A 14,649-nucleotide genomic window follows, 5' to 3' on the forward strand; every position below is an offset into this window, starting at 1 on the left:
GATGAGTATCAAACGTATTATCAAGCACCTTGTTATGACCCATTGGGAGGTCAACCGGGCATTCCCCCGCAAGACGTTGTTAGCGATTGAGCAGGCGATAAAAGCAAGTGAGAGCGCTCATGTAGGAGAAATCCGTTTCGTCGTGGAGGGGGCACTGGATAGCACCCCGCTTTTCAAGGGCCAATCCGCAAGAGATCGTGCTGTCGATGTGTTTTCTCAATTGCGTATATGGGACACCACTTATAATAATGGTGTGCTGATTTATCTTTTGCTTGCTGACCGGGATGTTGAGATTGTCGCTGATCGTGGGATTCACGCGAAGACGGGCTCTCAAGAATGGCAAAGCATTTGCCTCCAGATGGAAACTGCCTTTAAACACGGCAATTTCGAAGACGGCGTGATCAGTGGTATTCGGGCAGTTACACAGCATCTAAAGAAACACTTCCCCGCTTCCGGTGTTGACCAGAACGAGTTACCAGACAAACCGATGGTACTCTGAGAAGTCATAAAGTTCGGACGCAGTCTTATTGTTTCTCCATTGGTTTGAAGATGGCTTAGATGTGCCCCTGATGGGCGTTTTCTCCGTCGTTCTGCGAGCGGGTGCGAGATAAACCTTTTCTCTCTGCGAGTATCGCAACGGCTACGTCCTGATTCTACTCATGCGTCGTTTCAAAAAAGTCGAACCATGAGCCATCCAAAGATCGAAGAGCTTCATGGCGTTACGCATATATGATGAATCCATTATGCAGGACGATCGGGGTGCTTCGTCTTGTTATCGGGTAGACCTTCGTGCTCATGCTCCTGGCTATTGCGAGCGCTGGTGTGCTGATGGCCACAGCCACTGCCATGTTCGCCACTATTACTGTGTTCATGTTCACCACTTTCACCGTGTTCATGTCCGCCATGCCCATGCCCACGGTGCATGAAAAAATGCATCAGTGGACAGGCCAGTAGTAGCAGGAATGGCAGATACGGAATGACGTGAGCCCTGTGCTCGGTGAACAGGAAATAACCGGCGATGGCCAGGAAGCCTAAAAAGTACCAGTTGGTGCCCCTTGCGCGGTGCTGGGGCAAGTTATGTTGATTCATGATGGCACTCCTTGGAGGGAACGGGAGGGACGGCCATAACGCAAAGCCACTTCCAATTCTGCTGAAGCGCTATCGTAGGTACGAGCATAGCGAGCCAGAGCATCGGTTTACGTGTCCAATGCGTCGGTAATTCAGGGTGGTGAGTCGCATAAAGTATCAAGGCAGTTTCTTCCTTTTCAGTTGCCGATGAGCCCCGGCCATGTCCTTATCAAATTGGCGGACGCCGCGAAAAAGTTGCACCCCGACCAAGACCGGGCACAGCAGGAAAATCGCTGCTATGACAAACGATTTGCCGGTCAGCCCCAACAGGTAAAGCACGGTGGCGATGCCCACAACACTGACCAGGAGGCAGATAATTAAAACTTCGCGGTTCATGATTTAGCCTCCTGACTCAAGCCGATACGGGCACGTTTCAGCAGCGCGGAGTTGGCGATTACCGACAGGGAGCTGAGTGCCATCGCGGCGGCAGCGATGATGGGATTAAGCAGTCCGAAGGCCGCGATTGGAATGCCGATACTGTTGTAGATGAATGCCCAGAACAGGTTTTGTTTGATCTTGACCATGGTTGCGCGCGACAGCTTGATCGCGGTGACCACGTCGCGTACGTCGTTCTTGAGCAGGATAATGCCGCCGGTTTCCTTGGCTACATCGGAACCCGAGCCAATGGCGATGCCGATGTCAGCGGTGGCCAGGGCAGGTGCATCGTTTACACCATCGCCAACCATGGCCACGACCTGCCCTTCGCTTTGCAATTGACGGATCACTGCGACCTTGTCGTCCGGCAAGACCTCGGCAATCACGCGTTCAATGCCGACCTGTCGCGCGACCGCTTCGGCAGTACGGTGGTTGTCGCCGCTCAGTAGCACGACCTTGATGCCGCTTGCCTGCAATGCCGCAACGGCTTCAGCCGCTTCAGGTTTAATGGTATCGGCCACCGCAATCACCCCGAGCAAACGGTCGTCGACACCGATCAGCATGGCGGTCTTGCCATCGGCTTCCAGGCGGATGAGGTGTTCCTCGGCCGCCTCGGTCGCAATGCCTTGGCGGGCGAACAAACGCCGGTTGCCCAGCCAGATTTTGCGACCGTCGACACTGCCTTCGATGCCGTGACCGGCGATCCCATTGATGGCGGTCGCTTTCGGCAGACTAATGTCGCGATGCCGGGCGGCGCGCACTATCGCTGCGCCAAGCGGATGTTCTGAACCGGACTCCACGGCGGCGGCGAGCATCAAGACCTCGTTTTCCAACGCTGTGCCTAGCGAGATCACATCGGTTACGTTTGGTTCGCCTTGGGTAATGGTGCCGGTTTTGTCGAACACCACCGTACTCAGTTTTTCTGCCCGCTCCAGTACTTCGCCGCCGCGAATAAGGATGCCGTTATCAGCCCCCTTACCAACACCGACCATTAACGCGGCGGGCGTCGCCACGCCGAGTGCGCAGGGACAGGAAATGATCAGAACCGCGATAAAGGCCAACAGCCCCTGCGGGAAATTCCCCGCAAGAGACCAGCCGACCAGCGCCAACAGCGCGACGGCCACCACCGCCGGCACAAAATAGCCAGTGACCTGATCGGCTAACCGCTGGATCTGTGCCGTGCTGCTCTGTGCCTCCTCGACCATCTTGATGATCTGTGCCAGTGCGGTATCGGCACCGATCCTGCTCGCCTTGAAAGTGAGCACACCACTGCCATTGAGCGTACCGCCAATCACCGGACTGCCCGGGTGTTTGTCGACCGGCATCGACTCGCCGGTCAGCATGGACTCATCTACCGTTGACCGACCTTCACTGACATCACCGTCGGTGGGAATTTTTTCGCCAGGTTTGACTACCAGGAACTCCCCGGCCATGACGCTTTCAGCGGGCAAGTCGACTTCTTGCCCATCACGAATCACATGCGCGATCGCTGGTTTGAGATCAAGTAAGCGCCGTACCGCGGCGGAGGACTTTTTCTTGATGATCTCCTCCATGTACCTACCCAGCAGTACGAAGGCGATGATGACCGCCGACACCTCGAAATAGATGTCGCGCTCGGCCACCTTCACCGGCAGGACGTCCGGGAAGAACAGCACCGCGACACTGTAGAAATAGGCGACCGACGTGCCGAGGGCGATCAGGAAATCCATGTTGATGTTACGGGTGCGAATAGCGTTCCACGCCCCCTTATAGAAACTCCAGCCACCAATGAACTGCACCGGTGTTACCAGCAGGAATAGCCATATACCCCACGTGAACCAAGGGAGCGCCGGGATCGGCACCCAAGTCAGCAGTGTGGCACCGGCGGCCAGCGCGATGAAGGCGCCTGCACGCAGTAGCGCCAAGGCCAGTACACCGGTCAGGGCGATAGTCACGCGGGTTTTCATCGCCTTCAGTTCACTTTCTGGCGACTCGAAGGTGCGCAGGCAGGTATCGCTGCAAAAGTAATAGCTGCGCCCGCCACGTTCTCGTGACAACGCTGTGGTCTTATCTACCATCATCCCGCAGATCGGATCTTTCGCCATTTTCCCTGATGCAAACGCCTGCTGGTGCTGGCTGTGCTGCATGTGTGATTCGTTCATCGCTGCCTCCTGCTTGAAGCAGCTATCAAGGCTTGCCATGGAGCTTGCCGGATAGCCAGGCAAACAAGGTGCCGACCATTGCTCCCCATCCGCTCAAGACCAGCAGTGGCCCGACGAAAGTCGCCACACTGTAGTCTTGGGGAGCTTGAAGACGACCGAAGTCGAGTCCATGGAACAAGGCGCTGAGAAAGGCGATACCCTGCGCCGGCCATAGCGCATAGAGCAACGCACAGATGGTGTAGGAAATGGCCATGGTCAGGGCCAGAGAAATGCCGGTTTTCCAGGGAGCATTCATGACTGTTTTCCCGAGGTCGGAGGGGCGCCAGTAGGGGTGTTGGGACTGCGGGGGGCTGACCAGGGTAGGAACGCCGGAGTCTGTTCGCAGTAAGCGCGGTAGGCGTCGCCGAAGTGCGCAAGCATCTCCTGTTCTTCCCGCTTCGCCAGCTTGGCATAGACCAACAGGAGGATTGGGAACATCACCAAGGTGATCAATGTCGGCCACTGCAACAGAAAGCCAAACATGATCAGCACGAAGCCAACGTATTGCGGGTGACGGATCCGCGCATAGGGCCCGTCGAGCGCTAGTTGCCCAGTATTTTGGGCCTTGTAGAGCACACGCCAGGCGGCCGCTAATAACCAGAAGCCGCCAGCGATCAGCAGGTTGCTGATAATGTGGAATGGACCCCAGTGCGGATTGACCTTCCAGCCCAGCACTGTTTCAAGCAAATGCCCTGCGTCGTGCGAGAGGAAGTCGATGCCAGGGAAGTTACGAGTGAGCCAGGGCATCAATAGGTAGATAGTCAGCGGGAAACCGTACATCTCGGTAAACAGAGCCACCAGGAACGCCGAGAACATACCAAAGGAGCGCCAATCGCGGCTCGTCTTAGGCCGGGTGAAGCTGAAGGCGAACAAGATAAACACTAATGAGTTGATAATGACCAGCGACCAGAGACCGTAGGCCGATTCAGTATGGTTCATGGTTAGTGCTCCTCACTTGCCGAGTGTGTTTGCTGTTCGTGCCTTTGCTGATGGTCGCCGTGGTCGTGGGGCATAAACAGGTGCACAAGTGGGCAGGTTGCTAATTGCAGGTAGGGTAAGGCGCCCTGCACGTGTGTTGTGTGCTCAGTTGGCTGTAAGGGACTGTAAATAGTGCCCATGGCCCAGAACATCCCGCGACTCTGACTGTTATCCGCTTGTGGTTCGTGATGCATATCAACCTCCTACTGCCAAGGAGTCATCAACGTCGGCTCAGTCAGCGACCTCGCCATGCTGGATACTCATGGGTTGAGCCTTTAACAACAAACATCAGACGGGTGCGGTCTGCGTTAATCCGGCCAGCATCAGTGCTTTGTAATTTGCATCAGCTCTACTACACATTTACTTTTTCATTGGCATTTCCATCATGGATGACTGCTGCTCCATCATTTGCATCATCATGTCCATCATCCCTTTGCCTCCACCGTCCTTAGCTCCAGACATGCCCATACAACCCATTGCGCTCTGCTCCTTGCTCATCATGGCCATGCTGTCCTTCATCGTTTTCATGCCTTCTTGCATGGCCGCCTGGCGCTCGGCGGGAGTTTTAGCCGCTGCTGCTTTGTCATGCGCAGCCTGCATTTTCTGCATTTGATCGGTCATGGCTTCAGTCATGGCCGCCGACGCTGGTGCTGTGCTCTCGGATGAGTCGCCTGGTGCGTCGGCCGGGTGGTGCGCATCCTCGGCAGAGACCATGAACGCACTGCTAGCCAGGATGGCAGCTAGAACGAATTTGGAATGCGTTTGCATGATGAACTCCAGGGAATGTGAGGGATAAGCAGAAATAGCTGAATCGCGAAAAAGCCGCGCAGCAAGACAGAGCGACCGGTGCCCGGACACTCTGAAGTAGGGGTTAATCGTTGGAACGAACGAAAATCAGGCGGACCGGGACTTCCGGCGGTGCGGGGCGTTTCAGTGCAAGAGCGGCGAAGGAGGATTTCTCCTCGGGGTTAAGCACCATTATTACTGCCGCAGTTAGCAGCAAAAGGGCGGCCCAATGGATGGGGTCTAATGCTGGAGTCTGCAATGCAGGTTTTATCGCCGTGGCAGTGTCCTCACAGTTCTGAAGGCAACCACTGGCGTGGAGAGCGTGGCCATCCGCCATATACAGCTCGGCATTGTATGGCTCGGCTATATTGTGATCCGGCTGCACCAAACAACCCTGGAATGCCATCACGACCACTGCCGACACCCACACCACGAGGATGAGGTGCAATAGGCTTCGGCGGTGACGGCGGAACCAGTACATGAAGTACAACCCCGAATTATTACGTCGTATTGATTTTCAGTTTAGCTAGCAAAACAGTGGAGAGATTGACTTAGATCAAACTAATGGATGGCTTGATGACCGAAGTCGAAGCTCGCCTTAAATCGCTCCTGGTTAGGGCTGAGCTCGGCATCGGCCTCGATCCTTACAGCTGCGCCAAGTGACCATATGGTGCGAAATGATACGCTTGACATTGACATAAGGTTAAGGTTGACGATGGCGTCAAGGCCAGAAAATCTGGTCACTTGTGAGGAGTTCACCATGAGAACCACCGAACTGAACGTCCAAGGCATGAGCTGCGGCTCCTGCGTAAAACATGTCATCGATGCTTTACAGACGGTCACGGGTATAGGCGAAATTAAGGTTGATCTGCAATCTGGTTATGTCCGTGTTAACGGTTCGCCAGATCCATTGGCATTATTGACGGCACTAAAAAACGCAGGTTATCCAGCGCAACTTGCAACAGTGGTCACACCGGCGTCGAAATTTGGTGGCTGCGGTAGCGGGAGAGGATGCTGTTGTAAATAACCCGTTGAGTATATTTCAGTCGAATTCGGAAGTGTTTATTGGTGCTTGAGCATCAACTCGACGCAGTTTAAGGTTCGGGGAATAGCCGCCATTTCAGGATGGTTTCATGCTGGAAAATTTCGCATTTCCGCTCTGCCCGTCTTACTCTTGAGTGGTGCGGCTCAAGACACCTACGTACTTGCAAGGTGGTGCATCGGGTGTCAAAGGAGCGCATAGGTTAGGTTTTGTACACGGAAGAAAGTACACATAACTTGCATGGTCATGGTCCGTGACCATGCAAGTATTCAGAAAGGGTTGAAGATTAGTTTTTCGGGTACTCAGCGATGATTTGATCAGTACCTGCTTTGGTTAGGCCGATTACCTGATAGGCATCCCGCTTTCCGCCTGCTTCCATACCAGGTGATCCTGCCGGCATGCCCGGCACAGCAATCCCGACAAGGTCAGCGCGCTTGCTCAACGCGACTATTTGCTCGGCAGGTACGTGACCCTCAACAAACTTCCCATCGATCATCGCGGTGTGGCATGAGGAGAGACGTGGAACAACACCGAGGTCCTGCTTGACCGCGCTCATGTTTGTTTCTACATGATCAACGACGGTGAAGCCATTGGCCTCAAGGTGCTGAATCCATTTCTTGCAGCACCCACAGTTGGCATCCCGATGGATATCGATCGTCTGGGACTGTGCTGCATGGGCAGTTGAACCCAGAAACAGAGCCGCGAATGTTGCAATGCGCAGTGCTCGACCTGAGAGTCGGAAGTTATTTTTCATGGGTATTTTCCTTAGCATCAGCAGGGGCATGACTCTTCGGCGGAGCAGCAGAAGTCCCATGCGAAGTTCGATATCGGCTGTACGGGCGTACTTGATATTTCCACCCAGAGTAGGGGGGACGGGCCCCTATCGCTCAAGGATTTAATTGTATTGTTCATGGCAATGACTCAGAACCACATCCTAATACCGGCGACAAATCGAGCCTCGTTAGTGTCTTCTCCTTCATCGCTGGCCAGATCGGCAGTCTTGCCGTAGGAGCGACTCCAGGTAACCCCGATATAGGGAGCAAACTCGCGGACAATCTCGTAGCGCAAACGCAAGCCCACTTCGGTATTCGCCAGGCCCGAGCCAATACCGCGCTGAGGATCGTTTTTCCCGTAGAGATTCGCTTCAGCGGTCGGCTGCAAGATCAGGCGATTGGTGAGCAGAATGTCGTAGTCACCTTCGAACCGAGCGGCGGTCTGGCCGTTCTCACCGATGTAAGCGGTCGCTTCGGTTTCGAAGTTGTAGAGGGCCATCCCCTGAATACCAAGAGCGCCCCAAGTCTGTGGTGAGCCGGGTTTGAAGTCTTGGCGTACGCCGGTGACGACATCCCACCATGGACCGATTGAGTGCCCCCAGAGCGCCTGGAGTTCGGCGCTTTCTGTGACTCCGTTGGTACGCTCACCTTCCGAACGCAGCCACAAACGATCGACGTCACCACCGATCCATCCTTTCGCATCCCAACTCAGAGCGCTGCCGTTATCGGCGTCCTGGTATTCGAACTTATCAAGCAGGACGAAGGAGTTGAGCTTTTTGTCATGGACACCATGGCCAGCCAGCGGCGGAAAGGCGGCTTCACGATCAGCATCGGTCAGTACGGGAATGGGGGTTCGACTTGTGGTAGTCGCCCCTGAATCCATACTCATGTTGCTGTGGTCCATGCTCTCCATTTGGCCTTGGTCCATGTTCATCTTGCTATGGTCCATGGTTTCCATTGAACCGTGATCCATTGAACTTTCCCCTGCCAGCGCCATGGGAGGGATAGCGCCCAACAGGCCAGTGGCAAAGACGCAACCCATCAGCGATTTATGATTTAGATATGTGCTCATAGTCCGTCTCCCTTACTCATCAACCCGTACTTCACGGAACATGCCCATTTCCATATGGAATAGCAGGTGGCAGTGATAGGCCCAGCGACCCAGAGCATCGGCGGTGACTCTATAGCTGCGTTTGGTTCCGGGCGGCATGTCGATCGTGTGTTTGCGCACCATGAATTTGCCGTTCTCATCCTCAAGATCACTCCACATGCCGTGGAGGTGGATGGGGTGGGTCATCATGGTGTCGTTCACCAGCGTGATGCGCAGACGCTCGCCATACTTGAGGCGCAACGGCTCGGCGTCAGAGAATTTGATGCCATTGAATGACCACGAGAACTTCTCCATATGACCGGTCAGATGCAGCTCAATGGTGCGATTGGGTTCGCGGCCATCAGGATCCTGGAAAGTACTTTTCAGGTCAGAATATGTGAGCACGCGACGGCCATTGTTTCGTAAGCCAATGCCGGGATCGTTGAGCTTTGGCGTAGCGCTCATGGCTTGCATATCAACCAGGGGATTATTGGTTTCGGAAGCTGGGTGAGATTGCATATCACCCATGCCGCTCATACCAGCCATTCCCGACATATCGCCATGATCCATCCCAGCCATCTTGCTGTGATCCATGCCGGCCATGTTGGACATGTCGCCTTGGTCCATACCGGTCATCTTGCTGTGATCCATGCCGGTCATGTTGGACATGTCACCTTGGTCCATGCCGGTCATGCCGGTCATATCACCTTGATCCATGCCGGTCATTTTGCTGTGATCCATCCCGGCCATGCCGGACATGTCACCTTGCTTCATATCGCCGCCGCCCATGCCTGCCATGCTGCCATGGTCCATGCCGGCCATACCGCCCATCCCCATGTCATCCATGGTCAAAAGAGGGCGCGGATCGATCGCCGGTACCGGCGCCTTCAATCCTTCGCGTACCGCCAGGGTTCCGCGTGCATAACCGGTTCGATCCATGGATTGGGCGAAGATGGTGTAAGCCTCTTCGCTGACAGGCTCCACGATCACGTCATAGGTTTCTGCTACGGCGATGCGGAATTCGTCGACGCTGACCGGGTTGACGTGCTGGCCATCGGCGGCCACAACAGTCATTTTCAAACCAGGGATACGGACGTCGAAGTAGCTCATGGCCGAGCCGTTGATAAAGCGCAGGCGCAGCTTCTCACCCGGTTTGAAAATGCCGGTCCAGTTGCCGTTAGGGGCCTGGCCATTCATGAGATAGGTGTAAGTATCCCCACTGACGTCTGCGAGATCGGTGGGGTTCATTTTCATTTCGGCCCACATCTTCCGATCGGCCACGGCCGCGGACCAGCCTTGCTTGCTGACATCGTCGATGAAGTCGCCAACAGTACGTTTGTGGTGGTTGTAGTAGTCCGATTGTTTCTTGAGCTTGGCCATGACTCGACCAGGATCTTCATCGGTCCAGTCGGTCAGCATCACCACGTAATCGCGGTGGTATTGGAAAGGTTCAGGTTCTTTTGAGTCGATCACGATTGGACCGTAGACGCCTGACTGTTCCTGCATGCCCGAGTGACTGTGGTACCAGTACGTACCGTTCTGATGAACCTTGAATTTGTACTCGTACATGCCATCGGGTGCGATGCCGTGGAAACTCAAACCAGGTACACCGTCCATGTTGGCCGGCAGGATGATCCCGTGCCAATGGATCGAGGTGTCCTGGTCCAGGCGGTTTTTCACACGTAGTGTGACCGTTTCTCCTTCGCGCCAGCGCAGCAGAGGCCCCGGCAAGGTGCCGTTGATGGTTATGGCTGTGCGCGGCGAACCGGTGATGTTTACCGGGGTTTCACCAATAAATAGATCAAACTCGTCGCCAGTCAGTACGCTCGGCAGACCCGGACTGGTCACTGCCCAGACAGGGGTGCGCCACAGGCCAAGGCCGCCAAGAATGCCACCAGCGGCCAGGCCTTTGACGAACGTCCGCCTAGAGGTTTTGGAATGCATGCCGTTTATGTCCAATCAGTCAAAAGGGAAGCTGAGCGAAACAACCAGTGAGTTGCTCATACAGGTTGAAGGCACTCTCTCGGGAATTCGTGTTGAGCCCGGATGAGCTTCGCCCGCCGTCGCTAAAGACGAATTGATACGGCAAGCGAACTCAGAAATTGCCACATTTGGACAATCGCGGTGATTACATTTCTGTCAGCTTGGGAATGCGCCAGGCTATTCAGCAATTAGCATGGTCGCCCTCTTTGGCTTTGCTTTCTGCTATGGGTGATTGGGGGCCTTGCTTTTGGGCGACCTGGGACGCTTCCATTGAGTTCTGTCTGGCCGCTTCCATGCGTGCGAATGCGCGATCACTACCGCCTTCAGCCATCGCCAGAGAAGAAACGGTCAGGGTTGCGATGACAAACAGGGTTTTCATGGATTTCATTTGGGTATCCTTGGATGAGATTTGGATACCCCCGTTGAAGTTACATCAAGACGTAATTCGTGGGGGCAGAGTTCAAGACGCGACGCAATCTTAAAACTCTCCTCCTGTCAGGAGCCTTAAGTGAACATTACCGTTGTGTCAGGTTGCGATTCTAAGGAGACAGTGCTCATAAGAAACGTAAGCGCGTGAACTGACCAGCGCCCTCAGGCGCTGATTTTCGAAGGAAAACCCAACACGTCAACAACTGCGCGGACGCGCTCTGGGCTTTCGTTGCTTTCGACATTGACCTTTCCGGTATCACGATCCACCGAAACTGTTGCCTTATTATCCAGCGATTGAATGGCGTTGGTGATTTTTCTAACGCAGCTGCCGCAACCAATGCCTGACACATCTAAGACGAACATGGTTATTCCTCTCGTATTGAGCGGCAACTTTAGCCGCAACCACAGCATCAACGTTGACACGATAGGAAGGTCAAGGGGTGCCTGAACCCAGGCTTGAATGGTGTCGAGGCCTCACTCTATACGGGTGTTCCTCAGCCTCAACGCATTGAACACGACGGATGCGGAGCTGACGCTCATGGCGATGGCGGCGACCATCGGCGATAAGAGATGTCCGGTCAGTGGATACAGCAGACCTGCTGCGAGAGGGATACCCATCGAGTTGTAGATAAATGCAAAACCCAGGTTCTGCCGCATGTTTTTTACCGTTGCGACAGAAAGTGCGCGCGCTCGAAGAATCCCCATCAAGTCGCCTTTGACCAAGGTGAGCTGCGCGCTGTTCATCGCGACGTCTGTTCCTGTCCCCATCGCGATGCCCACATCTGCTCGGGCCAAGGCCGGTGCATCATTGATACCGTCGCCAGCCATGGCCACCCGTCGACCGTATTGCTGAAGGTCTGCGACCAGACGCTCCTTGTCCTGAGGCTTCACTTCACCGTGGACTTCTTCAATACCCATCTCCTTGGCGACAGCTCGTGCCGTGGTGAGACCATCACCAGTGGCCATGATGATTTTTACATTGTCAGCCTTGAGTTTGGTGACAGCCTCTTTGGAGGTTGGCTTGATCGGATCTGACACTGCGAGCAACCCGGCCAGTACTCCGTCGACCGCCAGGTAGATGATGCTGATGCCCTCAAGGCGCAATTGCTCTGCACGGTTTTTGAGAGGACTGATGTTCACACCAGCCTCTTCCATCAAGGCGGTATTACCCAGCTGGATTTTCTTGCCATCGACCAAACCGCTGACCCCGATTCCAGAACCGGACTCGAACGACTCAGGTTTGGTTAGAACAAGATTTTCAGCACGAGCATGATCAACAATGGCATGAGCCAGGGGATGCTCACTGCCTTGATCGAGGCTGGCGGCCAGTTGAAGTACATCATTAGGGACGAACTTTTGCGTGGCTTCCACGCTGTGAAACACCGGACGTCCCTCTGTCAGGGTTCCAGTCTTATCGACGATCAGGGTGTCGATCTTGCAAAGGTTCTCGATAGCGCCGGCATCTCTGAACAGCACGCCCATGCTGGCCGCTTTACCCGTGGACACCATGATCGACATCGGTGTCGCGAGCCCCAGAGCGCAAGGGCAGGCGATAATCAGCACAGCGACCGCATTAATCAGGCCGAAGACCCAGCTGGGCTCAGGGCCGAACAGCCCCCACCCCAAAAGAGTCAGTAGGGCAATCCCGATTACCCCCATCACAAAGTAACCAGCAACGGCGTCAGCCATACGCTGCATGGGGGCTTTAGAGCGTTGGGCACGGGCCACCATCTGTACTATTTGCGAAAGCATGGTTTCGGCACCAATCTTTTGCGCTTCCATCACCAGGCTGCCATGGGTATTGAGCGTGGCCCCGATCAGGCTATCTCCGCCTCTTTTCATCACTGGTAGGGGCTCGCCGGTCAGCATCGACTCATCGACCGCGCTTTCGCCCTCCAATACCGAGCCATCGACAGGAACTTTTTCACCCGGTCTTACCCGTAGGTGATCACCCTTATGCACATGCGTCAGAGGGATGTCTTCCTCTGTGCCATCGGCATTGATCCTGCGTGCGGTTTTCGGAGACAGACCAAGAAGAGACTTAATAGCCGCAGACGTTTGTGATCGAGCTTTGAGTTCAAGCATCTGCCCGAATAAGGTCAGCGAGATGATCACTGCTGCGGCTTCGAAGTAGACGCCGATACGGCCATCTTGCATGAAGGTGACAGGAAAACTCTGGGGAAACAGGGTGGCTACGACGCTGTAAAGATACGCAGCCGCTGTCCCCAGGCCAATCAAGGTCCACATATTGGGACTGCGATGACGAATGGATGCCACGCCCCTCACAAAAAAGGGCCAACCGGCCCATAGGGTCACGGGGGTTGCAAGGATTAGCTCGATCCAGTTCTGGGTAGTCCCATGGAAGAGTTGCAGGGAATGTCCAGCCATGGCGAGCACGGTCACTATCACGGTTAATGGCAACGACCACCAAAAGCGACGGGTGAAATCCTTGAACTCGGGGTTTTCTTCCTCTTCCAGCCCAGGCATGACCGGTTCCAGTGTCATGCCACATTTAGGGCAGATGCCGGGGCCTGACTGACGTATCTCTGGGTGCATGGGGCACGTGAATTCAGTACCCGCCTGCGGCTCTGGCTGGCTAGAGTGTTCTGGAGCAAATGGGCTCTCGACATAGCGATCAGGATCAGCTCGAAACTTCTCTTGGCACTTCAGACTGCAAAACTGATAGGTCTGCCCCTCATAAAGCTCACTGAACTTGCTCGGAGGGATAACAGCCATGCCGCACACCGGATCGCGTAGATCTCCATCGTGGAGTTTTACCGGATGGGCATGATTATGCTCGAGGTGACTCGTGGCGTCAGACATGACTAGTTCCCCTTATCATCCTTGTTGGTTTGCGAACTCTCGTGTCGGTTGTGACCGCCATGGCCGTGCCCGAAAAAATGCATCAACGGGCAGATCAACAGAATCAGATAGGGCAGATAAGGTGAGACATGGCTGAAGTGTTCCCGGATGACATAGAAAACACCGATCGCAACCAGCATGAACAGTACGACACCCGTTTTGCTCCTCCAGAAGGAGGAACGCGCGTTTTCAACCGAATGCGGAAGATTGGTCATGATGCAGTCCCCTCTGTCCTCGCAAGAGTTGCGGTGACTTATGCGACTGAGAGTAGTCAACGCTCGCTTTGAGGCCGTGATATGAATCAAGCCACGTTTATTTCACTTCAAACTGCCCCACCATTCCCGACTGATAGTGTCCGGGAACATTGCAGGCAAACTCCAGACCTGTGCTCTTGGGAAAGGTCCAGATAAGCTCTTTGGTTGCCCCTGGTTCGATCAGAATGCTGTTGGGATCGTCATGCTCCATCCCGACCATCTTCATACCACCCATGCTGTGTCCCATATCACTCATGTCTTGCCCTTTTCCGATAGGACTGAGCGTGCCGTTCTGGAACATAGCTGCCATCTCTTTTTGATGCGTGGCATGGGCAGCTGCTTTGCCTATGTTGAATTCATGCAGTAGCGAACCTTCATTGCGCAGGACGAAGCGAACCGTCTCTCCAGGTTTGACATCAATGTTTTTGTGCTCAAAGAAAATATCGCCCATTTTCATCTCAATCGTACGAGTAACGTCGGCAGACGCCCCTAACTGGCCACTGTCATCTTTCCCGTGGCCCACGTTGGCCATGGCTGTAGAACCGAGTAGAAGCGTTATTGCAGCGATAACCGGGATGGCAAATTTAGCTTTCATAGGAACCTCAGAGTGAGTAGCACTGGCTAGAGAGCCGGATGAGCAGGTGAAAGTGTTCCAAACCTAGACAATGCTGGCTGACATCAAGCTGAAGCCAAGATTACTTTTCTGTCAGTTTCTGGTTGGCTCGGCTGATTCGATGCAAACTCAGCCTCATCATCACTTGAGAGCCAT

At 54.5% G+C, this 14,649-nt stretch carries 18 protein-coding genes; 2 read left to right on the forward strand and 16 right to left on the reverse strand.

Going from position 1 to position 14,649, the window contains the following annotated elements; translation table 11 throughout:
• Window position 1 precedes the first annotated feature (1 nt).
• Window positions 2-499 (forward strand): TPM domain-containing protein, encoded by a 498-nt coding sequence (locus ACX3YD_RS15640; RefSeq protein ID WP_454838535.1) that lies wholly within the window; start codon window positions 2-4, stop codon window positions 497-499.
• Window positions 500-741: 242 nt separating this feature from the next.
• Here ACX3YD_RS15640 and ACX3YD_RS15645 read toward each other — a convergent pair whose 3' ends face one another.
• The 8 genes from ACX3YD_RS15645 to ACX3YD_RS15680 form a co-directional block, all read right to left on the reverse strand.
• Complete coding sequence (locus tag ACX3YD_RS15645) at window positions 742-1,089, reverse strand: DUF2933 domain-containing protein (protein ID WP_454838534.1); 348 nt, start codon at window positions 1,087-1,089, stop codon at window positions 742-744.
• Between the two features lie 156 nt (window positions 1,090-1,245).
• A complete protein-coding gene (locus ACX3YD_RS15650; RefSeq protein ID WP_454838533.1) occupies window positions 1,246-1,464 on the reverse strand; it encodes a hypothetical protein in 219 nt (72 codons plus the stop codon).
• Entirely contained in the window at window positions 1,461-3,629 is a 2,169-nt protein-coding gene (locus tag ACX3YD_RS15655; RefSeq protein ID WP_458960474.1) for a heavy metal translocating P-type ATPase, read from the reverse strand. The genes ACX3YD_RS15650 and ACX3YD_RS15655 overlap by 4 nt, the downstream gene beginning before the upstream one ends.
• Window positions 3,630-3,669: 40 nt before the next feature.
• Window positions 3,670-3,939, reverse strand: coding sequence for a DUF5676 family membrane protein (locus tag ACX3YD_RS15660; protein ID WP_454838531.1), 270 nt, complete (start codon window positions 3,937-3,939; stop codon window positions 3,670-3,672).
• On the reverse strand, window positions 3,936-4,622 hold the full coding sequence (locus tag ACX3YD_RS15665; RefSeq protein ID WP_454838530.1) for a methyltransferase family protein: 687 nt from the start codon (window positions 4,620-4,622) through the stop codon (window positions 3,936-3,938). The genes ACX3YD_RS15660 and ACX3YD_RS15665 overlap by 4 nt, the downstream gene beginning before the upstream one ends.
• A 2-nt stretch (window positions 4,623-4,624) precedes the next feature.
• Complete coding sequence (locus ACX3YD_RS15670) at window positions 4,625-4,855, reverse strand: DUF2933 domain-containing protein (RefSeq protein WP_458960475.1); 231 nt, start codon at window positions 4,853-4,855, stop codon at window positions 4,625-4,627.
• A 166-nt stretch (window positions 4,856-5,021) separates the two neighbouring features.
• Window positions 5,022-5,429 (reverse strand): hypothetical protein, encoded by a 408-nt coding sequence (locus tag ACX3YD_RS15675; RefSeq protein ID WP_454838529.1) that lies wholly within the window; start codon window positions 5,427-5,429, stop codon window positions 5,022-5,024.
• Between the two features lie 103 nt (window positions 5,430-5,532).
• On the reverse strand, window positions 5,533-5,928 hold the full coding sequence (locus ACX3YD_RS15680) for a hypothetical protein (protein WP_458960476.1): 396 nt from the start codon (window positions 5,926-5,928) through the stop codon (window positions 5,533-5,535).
• Between the two features lie 279 nt (window positions 5,929-6,207).
• Between ACX3YD_RS15680 and ACX3YD_RS15685 the strand changes: the two genes are divergently transcribed.
• Window positions 6,208-6,474: a heavy-metal-associated domain-containing protein gene (locus ACX3YD_RS15685; RefSeq protein WP_454838527.1), complete on the forward strand. Its 267-nt coding sequence runs from the start codon at window positions 6,208-6,210 to the stop codon at window positions 6,472-6,474.
• Window positions 6,475-6,775: 301 nt separating this feature from the next.
• Here the strand turns inward: ACX3YD_RS15685 and ACX3YD_RS15690 are convergent, their stop codons facing one another.
• The 8 genes from ACX3YD_RS15690 to ACX3YD_RS15725 all read right to left on the reverse strand — a co-directional run bounded on the left by ACX3YD_RS15690 (window position 6,776) and on the right by ACX3YD_RS15725 (window position 14,475).
• Window positions 6,776-7,243: a DUF411 domain-containing protein gene (locus tag ACX3YD_RS15690; protein WP_454838526.1), complete on the reverse strand. Its 468-nt coding sequence runs from the start codon at window positions 7,241-7,243 to the stop codon at window positions 6,776-6,778.
• Window positions 7,244-7,410: 167 nt separating this feature from the next.
• Window positions 7,411-8,334 carry a copper resistance protein B gene (locus ACX3YD_RS15695; protein WP_454838525.1) on the reverse strand — a complete coding sequence of 308 codons (924 nt, stop codon included), beginning with the start codon at window positions 8,332-8,334 and terminating at the stop codon, window positions 7,411-7,413.
• A gap of 12 nt (window positions 8,335-8,346) precedes the next feature.
• Window positions 8,347-10,296, reverse strand: a complete 1,950-nt coding sequence (locus ACX3YD_RS15700) for a copper resistance system multicopper oxidase (RefSeq protein WP_458960477.1) — start codon at window positions 10,294-10,296, stop codon at window positions 8,347-8,349.
• 220 nt (window positions 10,297-10,516) lie between these two features.
• Window positions 10,517-10,723, reverse strand: a complete 207-nt coding sequence (locus tag ACX3YD_RS15705) for a co-regulatory protein PtrA N-terminal domain-containing protein (protein ID WP_454838523.1) — start codon at window positions 10,721-10,723, stop codon at window positions 10,517-10,519.
• 203 nt (window positions 10,724-10,926) lie between these two features.
• A complete protein-coding gene (locus tag ACX3YD_RS15710; protein WP_454838522.1) occupies window positions 10,927-11,127 on the reverse strand; it encodes a heavy-metal-associated domain-containing protein in 201 nt (66 codons plus the stop codon).
• Between the two features lie 111 nt (window positions 11,128-11,238).
• Entirely contained in the window at window positions 11,239-13,587 is a 2,349-nt protein-coding gene (locus ACX3YD_RS15715) for a heavy metal translocating P-type ATPase (protein WP_454838521.1), read from the reverse strand.
• Window positions 13,588-13,589: 2 nt separating this feature from the next.
• Window positions 13,590-13,841: a DUF2933 domain-containing protein gene (locus ACX3YD_RS15720; RefSeq protein WP_454838520.1), complete on the reverse strand. Its 252-nt coding sequence runs from the start codon at window positions 13,839-13,841 to the stop codon at window positions 13,590-13,592.
• Window positions 13,842-13,938: 97 nt separating this feature from the next.
• Window positions 13,939-14,475: a cupredoxin domain-containing protein gene (locus tag ACX3YD_RS15725; protein ID WP_454838519.1), complete on the reverse strand. Its 537-nt coding sequence runs from the start codon at window positions 14,473-14,475 to the stop codon at window positions 13,939-13,941.
• Window positions 14,476-14,649 lie beyond the last annotated feature (174 nt).

The organism is Pseudomonas fluorescens group sp. PF-1 (genome assembly GCF_054481335.1).

What these genes read in the sequence shown, in the direction of transcription:
- ACX3YD_RS15640 (WP_454838535.1), top strand. Translation starts at nt 2, where the DNA reads ATGAGTATCAAACGTATTATCAAGCACCTTGTTATGACCCATTGGGAG.
- ACX3YD_RS15645 (WP_454838534.1), bottom strand. Translation starts at nt 1,089, where the DNA reads ATGAATCAACATAACTTGCCCCAGCACCGCGCAAGGGGCACCAACTGG.
- ACX3YD_RS15650 (WP_454838533.1), bottom strand. Translation starts at nt 1,464, where the DNA reads ATGAACCGCGAAGTTTTAATTATCTGCCTCCTGGTCAGTGTTGTGGGC.
- ACX3YD_RS15655 (WP_458960474.1), bottom strand. Translation starts at nt 3,629, where the DNA reads ATGCAGCACAGCCAGCACCAGCAGGCGTTTGCATCAGGGAAAATGGCG.
- ACX3YD_RS15660 (WP_454838531.1), bottom strand. Translation starts at nt 3,939, where the DNA reads ATGAATGCTCCCTGGAAAACCGGCATTTCTCTGGCCCTGACCATGGCC.
- ACX3YD_RS15665 (WP_454838530.1), bottom strand. Translation starts at nt 4,622, where the DNA reads ATGAACCATACTGAATCGGCCTACGGTCTCTGGTCGCTGGTCATTATC.
- ACX3YD_RS15670 (WP_458960475.1), bottom strand. Translation starts at nt 4,855, where the DNA reads ATGCATCACGAACCACAAGCGGATAACAGTCAGAGTCGCGGGATGTTC.
- ACX3YD_RS15675 (WP_454838529.1), bottom strand. Translation starts at nt 5,429, where the DNA reads ATGCAAACGCATTCCAAATTCGTTCTAGCTGCCATCCTGGCTAGCAGT.
- ACX3YD_RS15680 (WP_458960476.1), bottom strand. Translation starts at nt 5,928, where the DNA reads ATGTACTGGTTCCGCCGTCACCGCCGAAGCCTATTGCACCTCATCCTC.
- ACX3YD_RS15685 (WP_454838527.1), top strand. Translation starts at nt 6,208, where the DNA reads ATGAGAACCACCGAACTGAACGTCCAAGGCATGAGCTGCGGCTCCTGC.
- ACX3YD_RS15690 (WP_454838526.1), bottom strand. Translation starts at nt 7,243, where the DNA reads ATGAAAAATAACTTCCGACTCTCAGGTCGAGCACTGCGCATTGCAACA.
- ACX3YD_RS15695 (WP_454838525.1), bottom strand. Translation starts at nt 8,334, where the DNA reads ATGAGCACATATCTAAATCATAAATCGCTGATGGGTTGCGTCTTTGCC.
- ACX3YD_RS15700 (WP_458960477.1), bottom strand. Translation starts at nt 10,296, where the DNA reads ATGCATTCCAAAACCTCTAGGCGGACGTTCGTCAAAGGCCTGGCCGCT.
- ACX3YD_RS15705 (WP_454838523.1), bottom strand. Translation starts at nt 10,723, where the DNA reads ATGAAATCCATGAAAACCCTGTTTGTCATCGCAACCCTGACCGTTTCT.
- ACX3YD_RS15710 (WP_454838522.1), bottom strand. Translation starts at nt 11,127, where the DNA reads ATGTTCGTCTTAGATGTGTCAGGCATTGGTTGCGGCAGCTGCGTTAGA.
- ACX3YD_RS15715 (WP_454838521.1), bottom strand. Translation starts at nt 13,587, where the DNA reads ATGTCTGACGCCACGAGTCACCTCGAGCATAATCATGCCCATCCGGTA.
- ACX3YD_RS15720 (WP_454838520.1), bottom strand. Translation starts at nt 13,841, where the DNA reads ATGACCAATCTTCCGCATTCGGTTGAAAACGCGCGTTCCTCCTTCTGG.
- ACX3YD_RS15725 (WP_454838519.1), bottom strand. Translation starts at nt 14,475, where the DNA reads ATGAAAGCTAAATTTGCCATCCCGGTTATCGCTGCAATAACGCTTCTA.